The sequence below is a fragment of the Leifsonia sp. Root227 genome, from assembly GCF_001428745.1.
Classification (GTDB): domain Bacteria; phylum Actinomycetota; class Actinomycetes; order Actinomycetales; family Microbacteriaceae; genus Leifsonia.
The window spans coordinates 618,895-634,005 of the sequence record NZ_LMIO01000003.1 but is presented as its reverse complement, the minus strand read 5'-3'; the positions used below and the strand labels follow the sequence as shown (position 1 = coordinate 634,005).

Sequence of the window (15,111 nt, the reverse complement as noted above, 5' to 3'; positions counted from 1 at the left end):
GCCCCGCGTTCGGTCGCGGGACACATGGATTCCCGTCCGGGCCGATGCAAACGTATGGCGGTCGTTCGACCGGCCGGGGTGGCGTCGATGGACGGCAGGTGAACGAGCGGAGAAGGACTGTCCGAGGTTCCCGCTATGGTCGACACCGTGGTAGAAAAGGTCTCCCCCGCGCTCGCACGCCGTATCGCCCTCGCCGCGCAGGGGTTCGGCCGCCCGCATCCCGAGTCGGTCGGCACCCGGCAGCTCAACGGGGTGATCGACCGCATCAACCTGCTGCAGATCGACTCGGTCAACGTGTTCGAGCGCAGCCACTATCTGCCGGTGTTCGCGCGGGTCGGCGCCTACGACAAAGAACTGCTCGACAGGCTGACCTTCGCCGCGAAGTCGCCGCACACGGAGTACTGGCCGCACGAGGCCGGGTTCATCCGGCGCGAGGACTGGCCGCTGTTCCAGTGGCGGATGGACAATTTCCGGGCGCGCTACGGCACGGACCCCGACGGGTGGTACCAGCGGAACGCATCTACGGTGGAGTGGCTGCGCGCCGAGCTCGCCGACCGCGGGCCGCTCGTCGCCGGCGAGATCGAGCACGACGCGAACAAGCGCAGCGGGCCGTGGTGGGGATGGTCGGATGTGAAGCGGGCGCTGGAGTTCCTGTTCCTGTTCGGCGAGGTCGCGGTGGCGGGGCGCACGCGGTTCCAGCGCCGGTACGCTCTCGCGGAGGACGTGTTGCCCGCGTCGGTTCTCGAGACGACGGTTCCGACCGTGGATGCGGTGCGCGAGCTGATCCGCCGCTCCGCCGTCGCGCACGGGATCGGCACGGCAGCCGACCTGGGCGACTACTACCGCATCAAGCGCGCTCCGGCCGTCGCGGCCATCCAGGAGCTGGAAGACGCCGGCGAGCTCATCCCGGTGACGGTCGGCGGCTGGGAGCGCAGCGGCAGGCCGGAGAAGGCGTGGCTGCACCGGGATGCGCGACTCCCCCGGCGGGTGTCGGCCGCGGCCCTGCTCTCGCCGTTCGACCCGGTGGTCTGGTATCGCGACCGGGCGCTGCGGATGTTCGACTTCCACTACCGCATCGAGATCTACACCCCGGCCGAGAAGCGGATCTTCGGGTACTACACGCTGCCCATCCTGCTGGACGACCGCGTGGTGGGGCGCATCGACCTGAAGAGCGACAGGCAGGCGCGCGTGCTGCGGGTGCAGTCGGCGTGGTCGGAACCCGGCGCGCCCGCCGAAACCGTGGAGCGTCTGGTGCCGCTGCTGCGCAGCACCGCTGCCTGGCAGGGCCTCGACACGGTCTCCGTCACCACCCCGCACCGCGGCGATCTCGCCCCCCGCCTCGCCGCCGCCCTCTGATCCGCCCCGGTCCCCCTCCCCCGGCCCCCTTCCGAAACCATCGAGTCCGAAGTTGTTCAGGCGACACGCCGAGCCGGGACAGAACAACTTCGGACTCGATTGCTTGGGGCGGAGCGGCGGGCGGGCGTAGGGTGCGGGCATGAGTTCACCGCTGGAGTATCTGGACGCTGCCGAGGCCGATGAGGCCGACTTCGAATCGCCGATGCGCGAGCTCTACGCCTACCGCGACGGCGACACCTGGGTCGACGGGTTCGTCACCGGGGTCAAACGCGGGGGCGCGCAGGACGGCTCCACGCTGGTGCAGTTCGACGGACGCACCTGGGTGCCCGCCTCCGAGGTGCGGGCGTCCGACCACTACGTCGCTGTGCTCCTCAACCCGGACGACACCGTCTACGCGGAGGTCGTGCAGAGCTACATCGACGGCCGGCCCGCCGACCCGATCCGCGACGTCTCCACCGTCGACGGCCAGAACGTCGGCACGCTCTGGCACCCGGTGGATGCGCCGCGCACGTCGTCCACGCGCATCCCGTACCGCTACGCGGGAACCGCCGAACTCGACTGACGTCCCCACCCGCAGCAATCGAGCCGGGAGTCATGCACGCTCCGCGCGGCGTGTTGCGTGCAGAACTCCCGGCTCGATTGCTTAGAAGGTGGAGCCCATCTTCTCGAGGCGCTCCACGCGCTCTGGGATGGGCGGATGCGTGCTGAACAGACGGCTCATCAGGCTCGGCTTGAGCGGGTTGGCGATCCAGAGGTGCGCCATCGACGAGTTCTGCTTCTGCATCGGCCGGCCGTATGCCTCCAGCTTGAGCAGGGCGCTCGCGAGCGCATCCGGGTGCCGGGTGGTCATGGCTCCCGTGGCGTCGGCGAGGTATTCGCGCTGGCGGGAGACCGCGAGCTGCACGAGGGTCGCGACGAGCGGGGCGATGATCGCGGCGATGAGGCCGAAGACGATGATGACCGGGTTGCCGCCGCCACCGCCACCGCCGTTGTTGTTGCGGTTGCCGCCCATGCCGCCGAAGAACGCCATGCGCAGGAAGATGTCCGCGATGAAGCCGATCGCCACCGTGAGGCCGAAGACGATCATCGACAGCCGGATGTCGTAATTGCGCACGTGACCGAGCTCGTGCGCCATGACGCCTTCGAGCTCGGCGTCGGTCATGATGTCGAGCAGTCCCGTGGTGGCCGCGACGGAGGCGTGCTGCGGGTCGCGCCCGGTGGCGAACGCGTTCGGCGCTGGGTCGTTGACCACGTAGACCGCCGGCATCGGCGTTCCCGTGGTGATCGACAGGTTCTCGACCACGTTCCACAGCCGCGGGTTGTCCGCCTTGGTGATGGGGACGGCGCCCGACATGCTCAGCGCCTGACTGCTGGCCAGGAAGTACTGCACCACCGCGTAGAGGGTGGCGCCGATGATCACGAACCAGAGGATCGTGTAGCTGTGGTAAATCAGGCTCGCCAGCCAGCCGAGCCCACCGATGATGATCAGGAACAGCAGGATCGTGAAGACCGTATTGCGCTTGTTCCTGGCTATCGCCCTATACATCGCCGCCCGCTAGAACTGGACGCGCGGGGGCTCGGCGATGGCCGCGAGGTCGCTGACCTCGAAGAAGTCGCGCTCGGTGAAGCCCATGCGCTTGGCGAAGATGTTGTTCGGGAAGACCTTGATCTTGGTGTTCAGCTCGCGGACGCCGCCGTTGTAGAACCGGCGCGACGCCTGGATCTTGTCCTCGGTGTCGACCAGATCGGCCTGCAGGCGCAGGAAGTTCTGGCTGGCCTGGAGCTGCGGGTACGCCTCAGCGACCGCGAAGATGCTCTTCAGCGCGCTCTGCATGTGGCCCTCGGCCACGGACGCTTCCGCCGGCCCCTGCGCGGACAGGGTCTCTGCACGCGCCTGCGTCACGGACTCGAAGACGCCCTTCTCGTGCGCCGCGTATCCCTTGACCGTCTCGATGAGGTTCGGGATGAGGTCGGCACGCCGCTTGAGCTGCACCGTGATGTCGCTCCACGCCTCGTCGACGCGGACCTTGAGAGTCACCAGCGAGTTGTAGGTGGCCCACAGGTAGATCCCGATGATCGCGACGATCACGACGACGATGATGACCGGGATGAGCCATTCCATTTTCGGGTACTCCTTGGTGTGCTGGCGCGTGAACGACGTGGCGCAGATCCCATCCTAACGGCGGGTCACGGCGCTCCCACCGCGTTCCCACCACTCTCAAAGCAAGCGTGGTGCCGTTCGGCAGGCGGCGCCCGCGCGGGTACACAATGGGCAGGTGAGTGAGGTCGCCGAACGTCGCAGACGGGGCCGTCCGCGCAAGGAGCGCGACGGCGCATCCACCAAGTCCGCCATCCTCAAGGCGGCGACGGAGGAGTTCGCCGAGCACGGGTACGACGCGGCGTCGTTGCGGGCGATCGCGCGGAGGGCGGGCGTCGACTCTGCCCTCGTGCACCACTACTTCGACGACAAGGCCGAGCTGTTCACCGCGTCCCTGGATGCGCCCCTGCGCCCCGACCGCATCCTGGACGTCATCCTGGCCGGACCGCGGGAGGAGATCGGCGCCTCCGTGGTGCGCCTGCTGCTGCGGCAGCTCGACGACGCGAAGTCGCAGGCCCGCATCGTCGCGATCCTGCGCACGGCTCTCGGCAGCGGTCCCGGCAGCCGGATGCTGAAGGAGTTCCTGACCAGGGAGGTGTTCGTGCGGCTTGCCGCGCTCGCGGGAGGCCAGGACGCCGATCTGCGAGCGAATCTCGCCGCATCCCAGCTTGTCGGGCTGATGCTCGCCCGGTTCGTGCTCAAGCTGGAGCCGATCGCGCACGCGTCCGCCGACGAGCTGGCGCGGCGGGTCGGGCCTGTGGTGCAGTGGCATCTGTTCGGGGACCCGTCCGCGGGGAGCCTGGACCGTCCTTGACGCGTCGCCGTGCCGGGCGAATAATTCATCACATGATGAATTCCTCGATGGGCACGGCGGTCTCCGTGGACGGTCTGACGGTGCGCCGCGGCCGCGCGACGATCCTCGATGGCCTGACCCTGCGCATCCCGCGCGGTGAAGTGGTCGGCCTGCTGGGGCCGAGCGGATGCGGGAAGACGACGCTCATGCGCTCGATCGTCGGGGTGCAGCGCGTCGCTGGCGGGACCGTCGAGGTGCTCGGAGAACCGGCCGGCTCTGCCGGGCTGCGCCACAGGGTGGGCTACGTCACCCAGGCGGCGAGCGTCTACGACGACCTCACGGTGCAGCAGAACCTCGCGTACTTCCGGCGCATCCTCGGGGCGGCGAAGGCCGACGTCGACCGCGCGATCGAGGCGACCGACCTCGGTGCGAACGCCGGGCAGCTCGTCTCCACGCTCTCCGGCGGGCAGCGCAGCCGCGTCTCCCTGGCCGCGGCCCTGCTCGGCTCCCCCGACCTGCTCGTGCTGGACGAGCCGACGGTCGGCCTCGACCCGCTCCTCCGGGTGGAGCTGTGGGGGCTGTTCCACCGCCTGGCCGATGCCGGCACGAGTCTGCTCATCTCGAGTCACGTGATGGACGAGGCCAGCCGCTGCGACCGGCTGCTGCTGATGCGCGACGGGGCGATCCTCGCGGATGAGACGCCCGCATCCCTGCTGGCCACGACGGGGGCCGCGGATGCGGAGGGCGCGTTCCTGGCGCTCATCCGCCGCCGGCATCCCAAGCACGCGCTGCCGGACGCGGACGGCGTCGACGGCGCGGACGGCGCGGGCTCCGCACACTCCGACGAGGACGAGGGCGGGGCAGCGCGATGAACGGCTCTCGCACCATCGCGACCGCCGGCAGGGTGCTCACGCAGATCCGGCACGACCCGCGCACGATCGGGCTGCTCGTCGTCGTGCCCAGCCTGCTGATCGGGCTGGTCGCGTGGATCTTCACGGACACTCCGGTGTTCTCCACGATCGGCCCGGCGATGCTCGCCCTGTTCCCGTTCATCGTGATGTTCCTGGTGACGAGCATCACCACGCTGCGCGAACGGCGCACGGGCACGCTGGAGCGCCTGTTGTCGATGCCCCTCGGCAAGGCGGATTTCATTCTGGGATACACGCTCGCGTTCGGGCTGCTGGCGATCGTCCAGACGCTCGTGGCGGTCGGCTACGCCGTGTGGGTGTGCGGGCTGGAGATCAAGGGCAGCGTGTGGCTGCTGATCGCGGTCGCGCTCGCCGACGCGATCCTGGGGACGACGCTCGGCCTGTTCGTGAGCGCGTTCGCCCGCACCGAGTTCCAGGTGGTGCAGTTCATGCCGGCCCTGGTGTTCCCGCAGATCCTGCTCGGCGGCATCTTCATCCCGCGCGACCAGCTGCCGGATGCGCTGCACATCATCAGCGACTGGCTCCCACTCTCGCACGCCATCGACGCGCTGAACGCGGTGGCGAACGACACGCACGACGCCGCATACGTCGGAGGCGAGCTCCTCATCATCGGAGCGTTCGCCCTCGCCGCGATCATCCTCGGCGCCCTCACCCTGCAGCGCCGCACCCCCTGACCCCATCCGCCCCGCCCCCTCCCGCGACACGCCCCCTGATAATCGAGCCCGGAGTTGTGCACGCTTTCCACGGCGTGTCGCCTGAATAGCTCCGGGCTCGATTATCTGAGGGCGCGGGTAGTGGGGAACGACGACGCGGCGCCGACGCTCCCAGGTGCCCGACACCGGGGGCGGCGACGCCGCGATCGTGTTTCGCTGGCGACATCCGTGGTCGGACGGATGCCGTCAGAGCTCGGCTAGGGACAACCCCAATATCCCGATGGGGTCAGCACGAGCGTTGCGCCGGGGCACGGACCGCACCCCGAATTGTCCGGGGGCACGGACGACACCCCCGGGGCGTAGTACGGCGCTGCCGCGGCGGGCGCGGCGGCCGACGTGTGCGATGGGGCGGCGGAGTCGGCGGTGCGGCTCCTCGCCTCCTGGTATTCGGCGGCGACGACGGCCGCCGCCCGCGCGGCGGCCTCTGCCGCGAGGCGCTGCAGTTCGGCCTGCTCGAAGGCGGCCACAGAGTCCGTCACAGCCTTCTCCGACTCCTTCAGCGTGACGACGGACGCGGTCACGGCGAACGTCGTCGCACCGGATGCGCGGCTTGCGACGGCGTCGATGGCAACGCTCAGTGCATCCCGGCCGGCTTCAGCGGCTTTGCCGGCGCTCGACGCCAGCACGCCGCGGGCGCGCACGAGCTCTGCGGCTGCCGCTGCGACGGCCGCAGAGCGGCGAGCGTCGGCGACCGCGACACGGACCACGGCACCGGATGCGCGGTTCCCGCTGTCCATCCTGGCGACGGCGGCCGTGCGCGCGGCCTCCCGCGCCTCGACGACCGACGTGGAGACGGCGCCGCTGGTCGCGGTGACGACTCCGGCGCCGATGGCGAGCGCGGCGACGACGGCGATGCCGCGGCGGACCACGGCGCCGGCGGCGCTGGCAGAGCGGGTGGTGCGGTCGGACATCGGCTTGCTCCCTGAAGATGAATTATGCTCAATAACTCCCAGGCGATTCACAGCTAGCACGGAGTGTTCCAGGGAAATGAGGACGTGTCAAGATTCTCGTTCGTCACACGAGTCACACCCGTTACATCCATCGACCCCGGCCGGGCCCGAAAACACGGGGATTTCCGCGAGAACACGCGGAATTCCGAGGCTTCCTCAGCCGGGCGTCCCCTGGGTGCGCGGCACCCGCTTTGGGGACACCGCGCATCCCGAGATCGACGAGCAGCGACGCGTCACTCCCCCAGCACGCGCCGCAGGTAGACGTTCTCGAATCGTCGCTCCGGGTCGAGACGGTCGCGCACCGCGAGGAAGTCGTCGAACCGGGGATACGTGCTCCGTAGAGACTCGGCGTGGCGTGTGTGCAGCTTGCCCCAGTGCGGCCGGCCGTCGTGGGCCATCATGATCTCCTCGACCGCCGCGAAGTACTCCGTCGAGTCCTCGCGGTAATAGCGATGCACGGCGATGTAGCCGGTATCGCGTCCGTACGCCGTGGAGAGCCAGTTGTCGTCCGCCGCCGCCGACCGCACCTCCACCGGGAACGAGATGCGCCAGCCGCGCTGCTCGATCAGCGCCTTGACCTCGGCGAGCGCGCCGGGAACCGCCTCCCGGGGGATGGCGTACTCCATCTCGCGGAAGCGCACGGTGCGATTGGTCACGAAGACGCGCGGAGACACGTCGGTGAAGTCGCGGTTGCCCGTCAGCTTCTGCGCCAGGCGGCTGAACGGGGGGATGATCGCGGGGGCGACCGTGCCGAGCGCGCAGACCCCGCGGTAGAGGCCGTTGGCCAGGAGTTCGTCGTCGACCCACCTGCCGAACGTCGGCAGCGGAGCGGACGGCGACGACAGCGGCAGGCGCGTGTTCGTCTTGGTCAGCGCCGTCTCGGTGTGCGGGAACCAGTAGAACTCGAAGTGGTCTTCGGACGCCGAGCGTTCGAGGAAGGTGTCGAGGGTGTGCTGCAGCAGCTCGGGGCGCTCCACCGCCTGCAGCAGGTAGGCCGGCACGCACTGGATGGTCAGGTCGACCAGTACGCCGAGCGCCCCGAGCCCGAGGCGCACGGCGGGCAGCAGCTCGGCGTTGGTGGTCTCGTCGACGGTCAGAACGTCGCCCGTGCCGGTCACCAGGGTCGCGCCGACGATCTGCGTCGCGAGGCCGCCGAACCCTCCACCCGTGCCGTGCGTGCCCGTCGAGGTGGCCCCGGCGATCGTCTGCCGGTCGATGTCCCCCATGTTCTGCAGGGCGAGCCCGTGCTGTCGCAGCAGCTTCGGAAGCTCGTGCAGGTGCGTCCCCGCCCCGAGACGTACCCTGCCGCGCTCGACGTCCACGTCCACGATTCCGCTCAGGTCGCCGAGGTCGAGCTGGACGCCGGGGGCCACCGCGATGCCGGTGAAGCTGTGGCCGGCGCCGACCGCCTTCACGCGCATCCCCTGTCTGGCCGCTGCCGCGACAGCGCGCTGGACCGCCTCGGCGTCCGCGGGTCGTTCGACGCGGGTCGGGCGGACGTGCTCGGTGCGCGCCCAATTGCGCCAGACCGCGCCGGTCGCCGTCACAGGAAGACCTGTCCGTCGCCGCGGTAGCTGGGCACCGTGCCCACCACGGTCGCCCGGCCGTCGACGGTGTCCACCAGGTTGAACTCGTTCACGTGCTCGCTCAGCTCGCCGGATTTCGTGTGCCGCAGCCACACCCTGTCGCCGACCCGCATCACCCCGGCGGCGGCGCCGGTGAGCGGCGTCTGCACCTCGCCGGCCATCTCGCGCGCCACCATCGACAGCCCGGTGGGCCAGACCACCTGCGGCATCCTGTCCGGTCCTGGGGGGCCGGATGCGATCCAGCCGCCGCCGAGCAGCGTCGCGATGTCTGGCCCTGGCCTGCGCACGACCGACAGCGCGAAGGAGGCGGCGGGCGCTGGACGGAACCCGGCGTACCCGTCGAACAGGTAGCCGCCGAACAGGCCGCTCCCCGCCGCGATCTCCGTCACGGACTCGTCCGAGGAGGTGAACTCGAGCGAGCCTGTCCCTCCTCCGTTCACGAATTCGAGGTCGGCGACCTCGCGCACCGCGCTCACCGCCTGCGCCCTCCGGTCGAGCAGTTCCGCGCCGGAGTTCTTCTGCATCCAGCGCACCGTCGCGCCCCACGCCGGCTTGCCTGCCGGTTTGTTCCCCTGCCCGGCGATCTGCGCCTCGTACGCCATCATGCCCACCAGGGTGAAACCCGGCCTGCGCACGATCGCCTCCGCGAGCTCCCGCACCGCCGTCGGCGCGTGCAGCGGCGAGCGGTAGACGCCGATGTGGCCGAGCACGGGACTCAGCCAAGACGCGTCCAGCTCGATGCACAACCGGATGCTCGCACGCTGCGACGGCGGAACCACAGCGTCGATGAAGTCCAGGTGCGCGACGGAGTCGACCATCAGGGTCACCCGGGAGGCGAGCTCCGGCGCGAACGCCAGGCGCGCGATGGCGACCCGGTCGGCGGTCGGATAGCCGACGACGACGTCGTCGATCGGCGGGTGCCCGTCCGTGCCCTCCGCGAGCCACAGCGCCTCCGGCAGCGTGTACGCGAGCACGCCCGCGTATCCGGGGAGCGCGAGCACCGCATCCAGGACCGACCGCACCCGCACCGACTTGGAGGCGACCCTGATCGGCTTGCCCGCCGCCCTCCGCAGCATGTCGTGGGTGTTGTGGCGGAGCGCTGGGACGTGCAGCACGGCGAGCGCAGGGTCGAGCCTGGCGGTCGCCGCCGAGAGCGACGGCCAGAACGCATCCGGAGTGGTCCAGGTGCGCTCGGACGGCGCCGGTTTCGTACTGAGGTCGAGGTCGTAGGTCATCAGCGCACCGCTTTCACTCGTGCGACCGCGAGAGCACCCGCGAACGCGAACAGACCGGAGAGGACGAACAGCCCGACGAACCCGCCGAGCGCTGCGACGATGCCCGCGCCGATCAGCGGGGCCATCGCCTGGGGGACGGCGGTCGCGATGTTCATGATGCCGAGGTCCTTCCCGCGGTTCTCCGGGTCGGGAAGCACCTGGGTGGCAAGCGCCTGGTCCACGGAGAGGAAGCAGCCGTAGCCGAGTCCGAGCAGACCGGCGGCGATCATCGCCACCGACAGTTCAGGGACGAACGCCAGCAGCAGTGCGGCGACCCCCTGGATGGCAGAAGAGAGGAACACGAACGCCTTGCGCCGCCCGATCCTGTCCGACCAGCGGCCCATCACCAGGGAGGCGACGATCACGAACACCATGTAGATGAGGATCAGGACCAACAGGTCGTCGTCGGCGTTCTTGTCGTGCAGCCCGAACTCCAGGAAGTAAAGGAGCAGCGACGTTCCGAACGCATTGCCGAAGTTGACCAGCACGCGGCTGAGGAGGGTCCAGCCGAAATCGGGATGCTCGCGCGGCGAGATCCACAGGCTCTCGATGATCCCCCGGAACGTCATCTTCTGCCGCAGGTGCGCAGGAAGCACGGCGTCCGGAAGGAAGAGGAACGGCAGGACCAGCACGAGCAGCAGCACCGCCATCGCGGTGTACCCGAACAGGGCGCCGACGAACACGTACGTCACCAGCGAGACGCCGAGGATGATCCCGATGGCCTGCGGTGCGCTGATCCAGCCGGAGACGTAGCCGCGCTGGCCGACGGGCACCTGGTCGCTGATCGTCGCGGTGAGGGCGGCGGTGAGGATGCAGAAACCGGTGAGCGCGAGCGACCAGAACACGCCGATGCCGACGATGCTGGTCTGCAGTCCGAGCAGGATGAGGGACACGGCGAACACGACGGCGCCGCCGGCGATCCACGGGCGTCTGCGGCCGAACCGGCTGGTCGTGCGGTCGGACAGGGCGCCGGTGAGCGGGTACGCGATGATCGCGCAGACGCCGGAGATCCCCGAGATGATGCCGAACACCACCACGTTGTCCACCCAGTACGTGGTGTCGAGCTGCTTCTGCACCTGATCGGGCAGCAGCTTCTGGATGGGGGCGAGTTGCGCCATCCAGACGCCGAGCCAGGCGATCGCGAAGAACGCGATCCAGCGGCCGGGCACCCGGCGGGTCGGCTCGGCGAAGACCGCCGGAGCTGAGGTTTCGGTCATCGGAGTCCTGCGTTCGGGTCGAGGGCGGAAGGAACAGGAACGGGTGTTGCCAGCGTCGCCACAGCGTCGGCGGCGAAGTCGATGGTCGCCTGGGCCGCCGCGTCGTCGCGGGTGACCAGCCAGGCGACGGTGAGGCCGTCGGTGAGGACGACGAGCAGGCGCGCGACCTCGTGCGTGGGAAGCGTCCACGTGCATCCCGTGATGGCGGCCGCCTGCACGACGGCGTGCTCCGCGACGGCGAAGTAGCGTTCGTACTGGCGGCGGGCCAGGGGCGCGAAGCCTGGTTCGCGCAGCGCCCACTGGGTGAGCTCGAACATCGCCTTCTCGCGGTCGGGGTCGGCGCGGACGGCGGCGAAGTAGTGCTCGAGGCCCGCGCGCACCGCATCCCGCATGGTCGGCGCATCCGGCAGCGCGTCCGGAGCCTCGAACACGGGGGCGAATGCGGACTGCTCTCCGTCGACGACGGTGTTGACCAGCTCGGCCATCAGCTCGTCGCGCGAGGTGAACGCGTAGTGGAAGCTGGCGAGGGACATCCCGGCCTCCGCGACGATCCTGCGGGTGGTGGCAGCGGCGACCCCGTCGCGCGCGACGACCGAGAGAGCGGCCTGCACCAGAGCGGTGCGGCGTTCCACAGCGGGGATGCGTGTCACGGCGGACTCCTCGACGGCGGCTTCCCACGCATCCTCGCGCGAGAAGTGGGACGGTTGACCCAGTTGTTAGTATGCCGTAAATCCGGCCAGGGAGTTTGACAGGACGGGCCGCGCCACCTGAAATGGGGTGGAATGCGCGTGTTTTCGTCAGATGTTTCGCCACCAGTCCGGTCGAGGGGGTCGTCCGGGCTGCTTCTGTCTGCCCTGATCCTGGTGGGCGTCGCGAGCGCAGCCACCCTCGGCGTGATCGGCACGGCGGCACCGGCGACGGCGGCCACCTCGACACCATCGGCGCCGTCCGATTCCTCGGCCCCCGACTCACAGCAGGCATCGCCCGATTCGCAGCAGCACCCGCAATCCGCCCTCCCTCAGGCCACACCGTCTTCGTCGCCCTCCGACACCACCACGCCGACCTCTCCTCCCCCGACGTCCGGGCCGCCGACGATCGACCAGCTCCCCTCCGGTCTCGTCACCAGGTTCCCGCTCGCCGTCTCCGGCTCCGGGACGGCCGGCGACGTCATCCACGTCTCCGCCGGCGCAGCCAGCACCGCCGGCGCCCGCTGCGACGCCCCCGTCAATGCGCAGGGCGACTGGACCTGCTCCATCTCCACGCCTCCGGACGGTCCTGGCGTCACCGTGCGCGCCGAGTCGCGGGACAGCGGCCTCAGCGCATCCAGCAGGGTGGATGTGCTCTCGCCGCCGGTCATCGCCTCCCAGAGCGGCACCCTCGTCTCCGGGGGCGGCGTGCACGGCACGGCGTATCCGGGGGCGACCGTGACGGTGCGCGCCGAGAACGGCTCCAGCTGCTCGTTCCCCGCCGACTCCGCAGGAACCTGGGGCTGCGTCCTGAGCAAACCGCTGCCGAGCGGCACGCACAGGATCACCGCAACGCAGCGCGCCCCGTTCTCCAGCCAGTCCTCCGGCACGAGCGCCCCCGTGGCGATCACGGTCGACACCACGCCGCCCGCCGCACCGACCATCGGGTCGCCTGCCCCGGGCACCGAGGCGCCGGTCGGGGCGCCGCTCGCCTTCTCCGGCGCAGGCGAGAACGGCGCCAAGGTCACGGTCTACGGCAGCGACGACAACGGAAGCACGGTCGTCTGCTCCGCCGTCGTCCACGGCACGTCCTGGACCTGCAGCGGAAGGCTCGGCGCAGGACGCTTCACGGTCTCCGCCCTGCAACGGGATGCGGCCGGCAACGTCAGCGGCGGGTCGAACGCCGTCGCGATCACCGTCCTCACCGCTGCCCCCTCCCCGTCGACCTCGCCGGAGTCGCCGTCCGCGACGCCGTCGCCGCACAGCACTCCAAGCCCGGCCGCACCCGTCGTTCCGCCAGGGACGACCCCCAGCCCGACACCGTTCGACCCGTACAACGGCAACGGATCGCCTGGCGGCACGCCCGACTGGCTGGACACGCCGTTCACGAGCGCGACCGCGCCGGTCGTCTCGGTCGAGGCGTTCCCCGGCTGGCTGCGCTCCCTACTGCTCGCGGCCGCCGCGCTTCTCCTGCTCGCCCTGCCGGCCCGGCTGCTCGCCGTCACGGTGGCGCGGGAACGCGACGGACGGGAGAAGCGGAGCAGAGCGAGCATCTTCGGACGCAACCGCAGCCGGGCAGAGCTGCGGGATGCGGACGCGCTGTACGCGGGCGCCGGCGGGTCGGGGGCGCGAGGCGGCGGCGCGGCGGGCGGCGCATCCGGAACACGCGGCGCATCCGGAACCGGCGCGACCGGCGCAGGCGCGGCTGGCGCCCTGGTCGCAGGAGAGAACGAGACGGCGGCCCCGCGCAGCCCCTGGTTGATCCCGACCGCGTTCGTCGCAGCGGCGGCACTGGTGACGCTGTCCAGCCCCGTCGACGATGCGGGAGCCTATCTGCGGGTGATCCTCGCCCTCGCTGTCGCGCTGGCCGCGGTGAACGCGGTCTGGGTCGCCGTCGCCCGCTGGGTCTCCCCGCACTTCGGCGGCGGTCGCGTCACGCTGACGTTCCGCCCGTGGATGCTCGTGGTCGTCGGCGTCGCCGCCATCGCATCCCGCCTGCTCGGGCTCCAGCCCGCCCTCCTCTTCGGGCTGATCCTCGGTGTGGCGTTCGCCGGCGCAGCCGGTCGGGTCGCCCGCGGACGCGTCGCCGCCGTACAGGTCGCGGCCGTCGCCCTGCTCGGCGTGGTCGCCTGGCTGACGGTCGGCGCGCTTCCCCAGCCGACCGGCGTCGTCTCAGCGTTCCTCCGCGAGCTCGCCAACGCCGTCTCCCTGCTCGGCCTCGGCTCGGCGGCCATCGCCCTGCTGCCCATCGGCGGCCTCGCAGGGCGCGCCGTCTTCCAGTGGTCCCGCGGAATCTGGCTCGGCCTCGGGCTCGTGATCTACACGCTGCTGTTCGCGCTGCTCCTTCCTGTCGCGTCATTGGTCGAGACCGGGCAGGGAACGCTGGTCGTCGCGATCGCCGTGTTCGCGTTCGCCGCACTCAGCGTGTGCGTGTGGCTGTGGGAGAAGTACGTGGAGCCGGAGCGCTAGACCGCATCCAGGTAGAACCAGTCGGCGCCGTCGCGCACGAACCGGGACGCCTCGTGCTGCACCCCTCGCTCATCCCCTTTGTAATAGGCGGAGAACTCGACCACGCCCTCCAGGTCGAACGGGCCGCCGCGCTCGGTGCGCTCGATGTCGAGCCGGTACCAGCGAAGCCCCGCGTCGAGTTCCAGCGTCTCCGGACGCGTCGACGCGTGCCAGCTGCGCAGCAGGTACGCCGCGTCGCCGAGTGCGAACGCGGAGAAGCGCGACCGCATCAGGCGTTCAGCGGTCGGGGCGTGCTGCTCGGCGCGGTGGAGCGGGCCGCAGCACTCGTCGTACGGCAGGCCGCTCAGGCAGGGGCACCGGGAGGAGGACACCGGACGAGCCTACCGGCGCTCCGGCCCGCACACAGAAGGACCCGGCCGTGACGGTTTCGGGGGAATCGAGGTCACGACCGGGTCGGAGACACCACACCAGTTCGGCGTCTGCATCCAGTGTGCAACCGCCAGGTGAGTGCGTCCTTTCCGCCCGCTGAAAGTCCTCACAGCGACGAGACACCAGTACCTGCGTCGGCGCGCGGCGTGTCGCCGGCAGTTACTGGCTTCTCGCCGCGTCGCCGGCGGCGACCACGCAGAACCGGTTGCCGTCCGGGTCGGAGAGCACGACGTAGTCGGCTCCGTCCTCGTAGTCCCAGTCGACCGTGGATGCGCCGAGCACGAGCAGGCGCTCGACCTCCGCATCCTGGTCGAAGGCGTACAGGTCGAGGTGGTGCCGCTGGTGGTGGGCGGACGGACTGGTCACTTCTTTGATGGCGAGCTGCGGCCCGCGCCCCTCCTTCGGGACGAGGATCGCCCAGTCGACGTCCGGCTCCCGCAGCGGGCGGTAGTCGAGCACCGCCGTCCAGAACTCGATGGCGCGCGGCACGTCCCGCACACCCCACACGATCGAACCGATGCGCATCATGGCCTCAGTATCCGCCAGCCGCGGTGCGACCGCCAGCGTTCGACGGTGTACCGTAATCGCATGGCTGGTTTGCTCATCGGATT

15 protein-coding genes are annotated in these 15,111 nt (G+C 70.3%); 6 read left to right on the top strand and 9 right to left on the bottom strand.

Annotated elements, in window-relative coordinates; all coding sequences use genetic code 11:
- Window positions 1–147 precede the first annotated feature (147 nt).
- Both ASE16_RS13020 and ASE16_RS13015 read left to right on the top strand, forming a co-directional pair.
- Complete coding sequence (locus ASE16_RS13020) at window positions 148–1,356, top strand: winged helix-turn-helix domain-containing protein (RefSeq protein WP_055896497.1); 1,209 nt, start codon at window positions 148–150, stop codon at window positions 1,354–1,356.
- Between the two features lie 139 nt (window positions 1,357–1,495).
- Window positions 1,496–1,918 carry a hypothetical protein gene (locus ASE16_RS13015; protein WP_055895546.1) on the top strand — a complete coding sequence of 141 codons (423 nt, stop codon included), beginning with the start codon at window positions 1,496–1,498 and terminating at the stop codon, window positions 1,916–1,918.
- A gap of 81 nt (window positions 1,919–1,999) precedes the next feature.
- Here the strand turns inward: ASE16_RS13015 and ASE16_RS13010 are convergent, their stop codons facing one another.
- The gene (locus ASE16_RS13010; protein ID WP_055895544.1) at window positions 2,000–2,902 is read right to left on the bottom strand and encodes a M48 family metalloprotease; all 903 of its coding nucleotides are present in this window, start codon (window positions 2,900–2,902) and stop codon (window positions 2,000–2,002) included.
- A gap of 9 nt (window positions 2,903–2,911) precedes the next feature.
- Window positions 2,912–3,478, bottom strand: a complete 567-nt coding sequence (locus ASE16_RS13005) for a LemA family protein (protein ID WP_055895541.1) — start codon at window positions 3,476–3,478, stop codon at window positions 2,912–2,914.
- A gap of 154 nt (window positions 3,479–3,632) precedes the next feature.
- Between ASE16_RS13005 and ASE16_RS13000 the strand changes: the two genes are divergently transcribed.
- The 3 genes from ASE16_RS13000 to ASE16_RS12990 are packed head-to-tail and all read left to right on the top strand — an operon-like array spanning window position 3,633 to window position 5,850.
- A complete protein-coding gene (locus ASE16_RS13000) occupies window positions 3,633–4,268 on the top strand; it encodes a TetR family transcriptional regulator (RefSeq protein ID WP_082581431.1) in 636 nt (211 codons plus the stop codon).
- A 32-nt stretch (window positions 4,269–4,300) separates the two neighbouring features.
- Entirely contained in the window at window positions 4,301–5,119 is an 819-nt protein-coding gene (locus ASE16_RS12995; protein WP_055895538.1) for an ABC transporter ATP-binding protein, read from the top strand.
- A complete protein-coding gene (locus ASE16_RS12990) occupies window positions 5,116–5,850 on the top strand; it encodes an ABC transporter permease (RefSeq protein WP_055895536.1) in 735 nt (244 codons plus the stop codon). The genes ASE16_RS12995 and ASE16_RS12990 overlap by 4 nt, the downstream gene beginning before the upstream one ends.
- A gap of 236 nt (window positions 5,851–6,086) precedes the next feature.
- On the opposite strand, the gene ASE16_RS12985 is transcribed toward ASE16_RS12990, so the two are convergent.
- The 5 genes from ASE16_RS12985 to ASE16_RS12965 form a co-directional block, all read right to left on the bottom strand.
- Complete coding sequence (locus ASE16_RS12985) at window positions 6,087–6,800, bottom strand: hypothetical protein (protein WP_055895534.1); 714 nt, start codon at window positions 6,798–6,800, stop codon at window positions 6,087–6,089.
- A 272-nt stretch (window positions 6,801–7,072) separates the two neighbouring features.
- On the bottom strand, window positions 7,073–8,386 hold the full coding sequence (locus tag ASE16_RS12980) for a D-arabinono-1,4-lactone oxidase (RefSeq protein WP_055895533.1): 1,314 nt from the start codon (window positions 8,384–8,386) through the stop codon (window positions 7,073–7,075).
- Window positions 8,383–9,660, bottom strand: a complete 1,278-nt coding sequence (locus ASE16_RS12975) for an amino acid deaminase/aldolase (protein WP_055895530.1) — start codon at window positions 9,658–9,660, stop codon at window positions 8,383–8,385. Before ASE16_RS12975 ends, ASE16_RS12980 begins: the two co-directional genes overlap by 4 nt.
- Entirely contained in the window at window positions 9,660–10,916 is a 1,257-nt protein-coding gene (locus tag ASE16_RS12970; protein ID WP_055895528.1) for an MFS transporter, read from the bottom strand. Before ASE16_RS12970 ends, ASE16_RS12975 begins: the two co-directional genes overlap by 1 nt.
- The gene (locus ASE16_RS12965) at window positions 10,913–11,566 is read right to left on the bottom strand and encodes a TetR/AcrR family transcriptional regulator (protein WP_055895526.1); all 654 of its coding nucleotides are present in this window, start codon (window positions 11,564–11,566) and stop codon (window positions 10,913–10,915) included. Before ASE16_RS12965 ends, ASE16_RS12970 begins: the two co-directional genes overlap by 4 nt.
- A gap of 213 nt (window positions 11,567–11,779) precedes the next feature.
- On the opposite strand from ASE16_RS12965, the gene ASE16_RS12960 reads away from it, so the two are divergent.
- Window positions 11,780–14,071, top strand: a complete 2,292-nt coding sequence (locus ASE16_RS12960) for a hypothetical protein (RefSeq protein ID WP_157480375.1) — start codon at window positions 11,780–11,782, stop codon at window positions 14,069–14,071.
- Here the strand turns inward: ASE16_RS12960 and ASE16_RS12955 are convergent.
- Entirely contained in the window at window positions 14,068–14,442 is a 375-nt protein-coding gene (locus ASE16_RS12955; RefSeq protein WP_055895524.1) for a YchJ family protein, read from the bottom strand. The genes ASE16_RS12960 and ASE16_RS12955 overlap by 4 nt on opposite strands.
- A gap of 217 nt (window positions 14,443–14,659) precedes the next feature.
- Complete coding sequence (locus tag ASE16_RS12950; protein WP_055895523.1) at window positions 14,660–15,028, bottom strand: VOC family protein; 369 nt, start codon at window positions 15,026–15,028, stop codon at window positions 14,660–14,662.
- Window positions 15,029–15,111 lie beyond the last annotated feature (83 nt).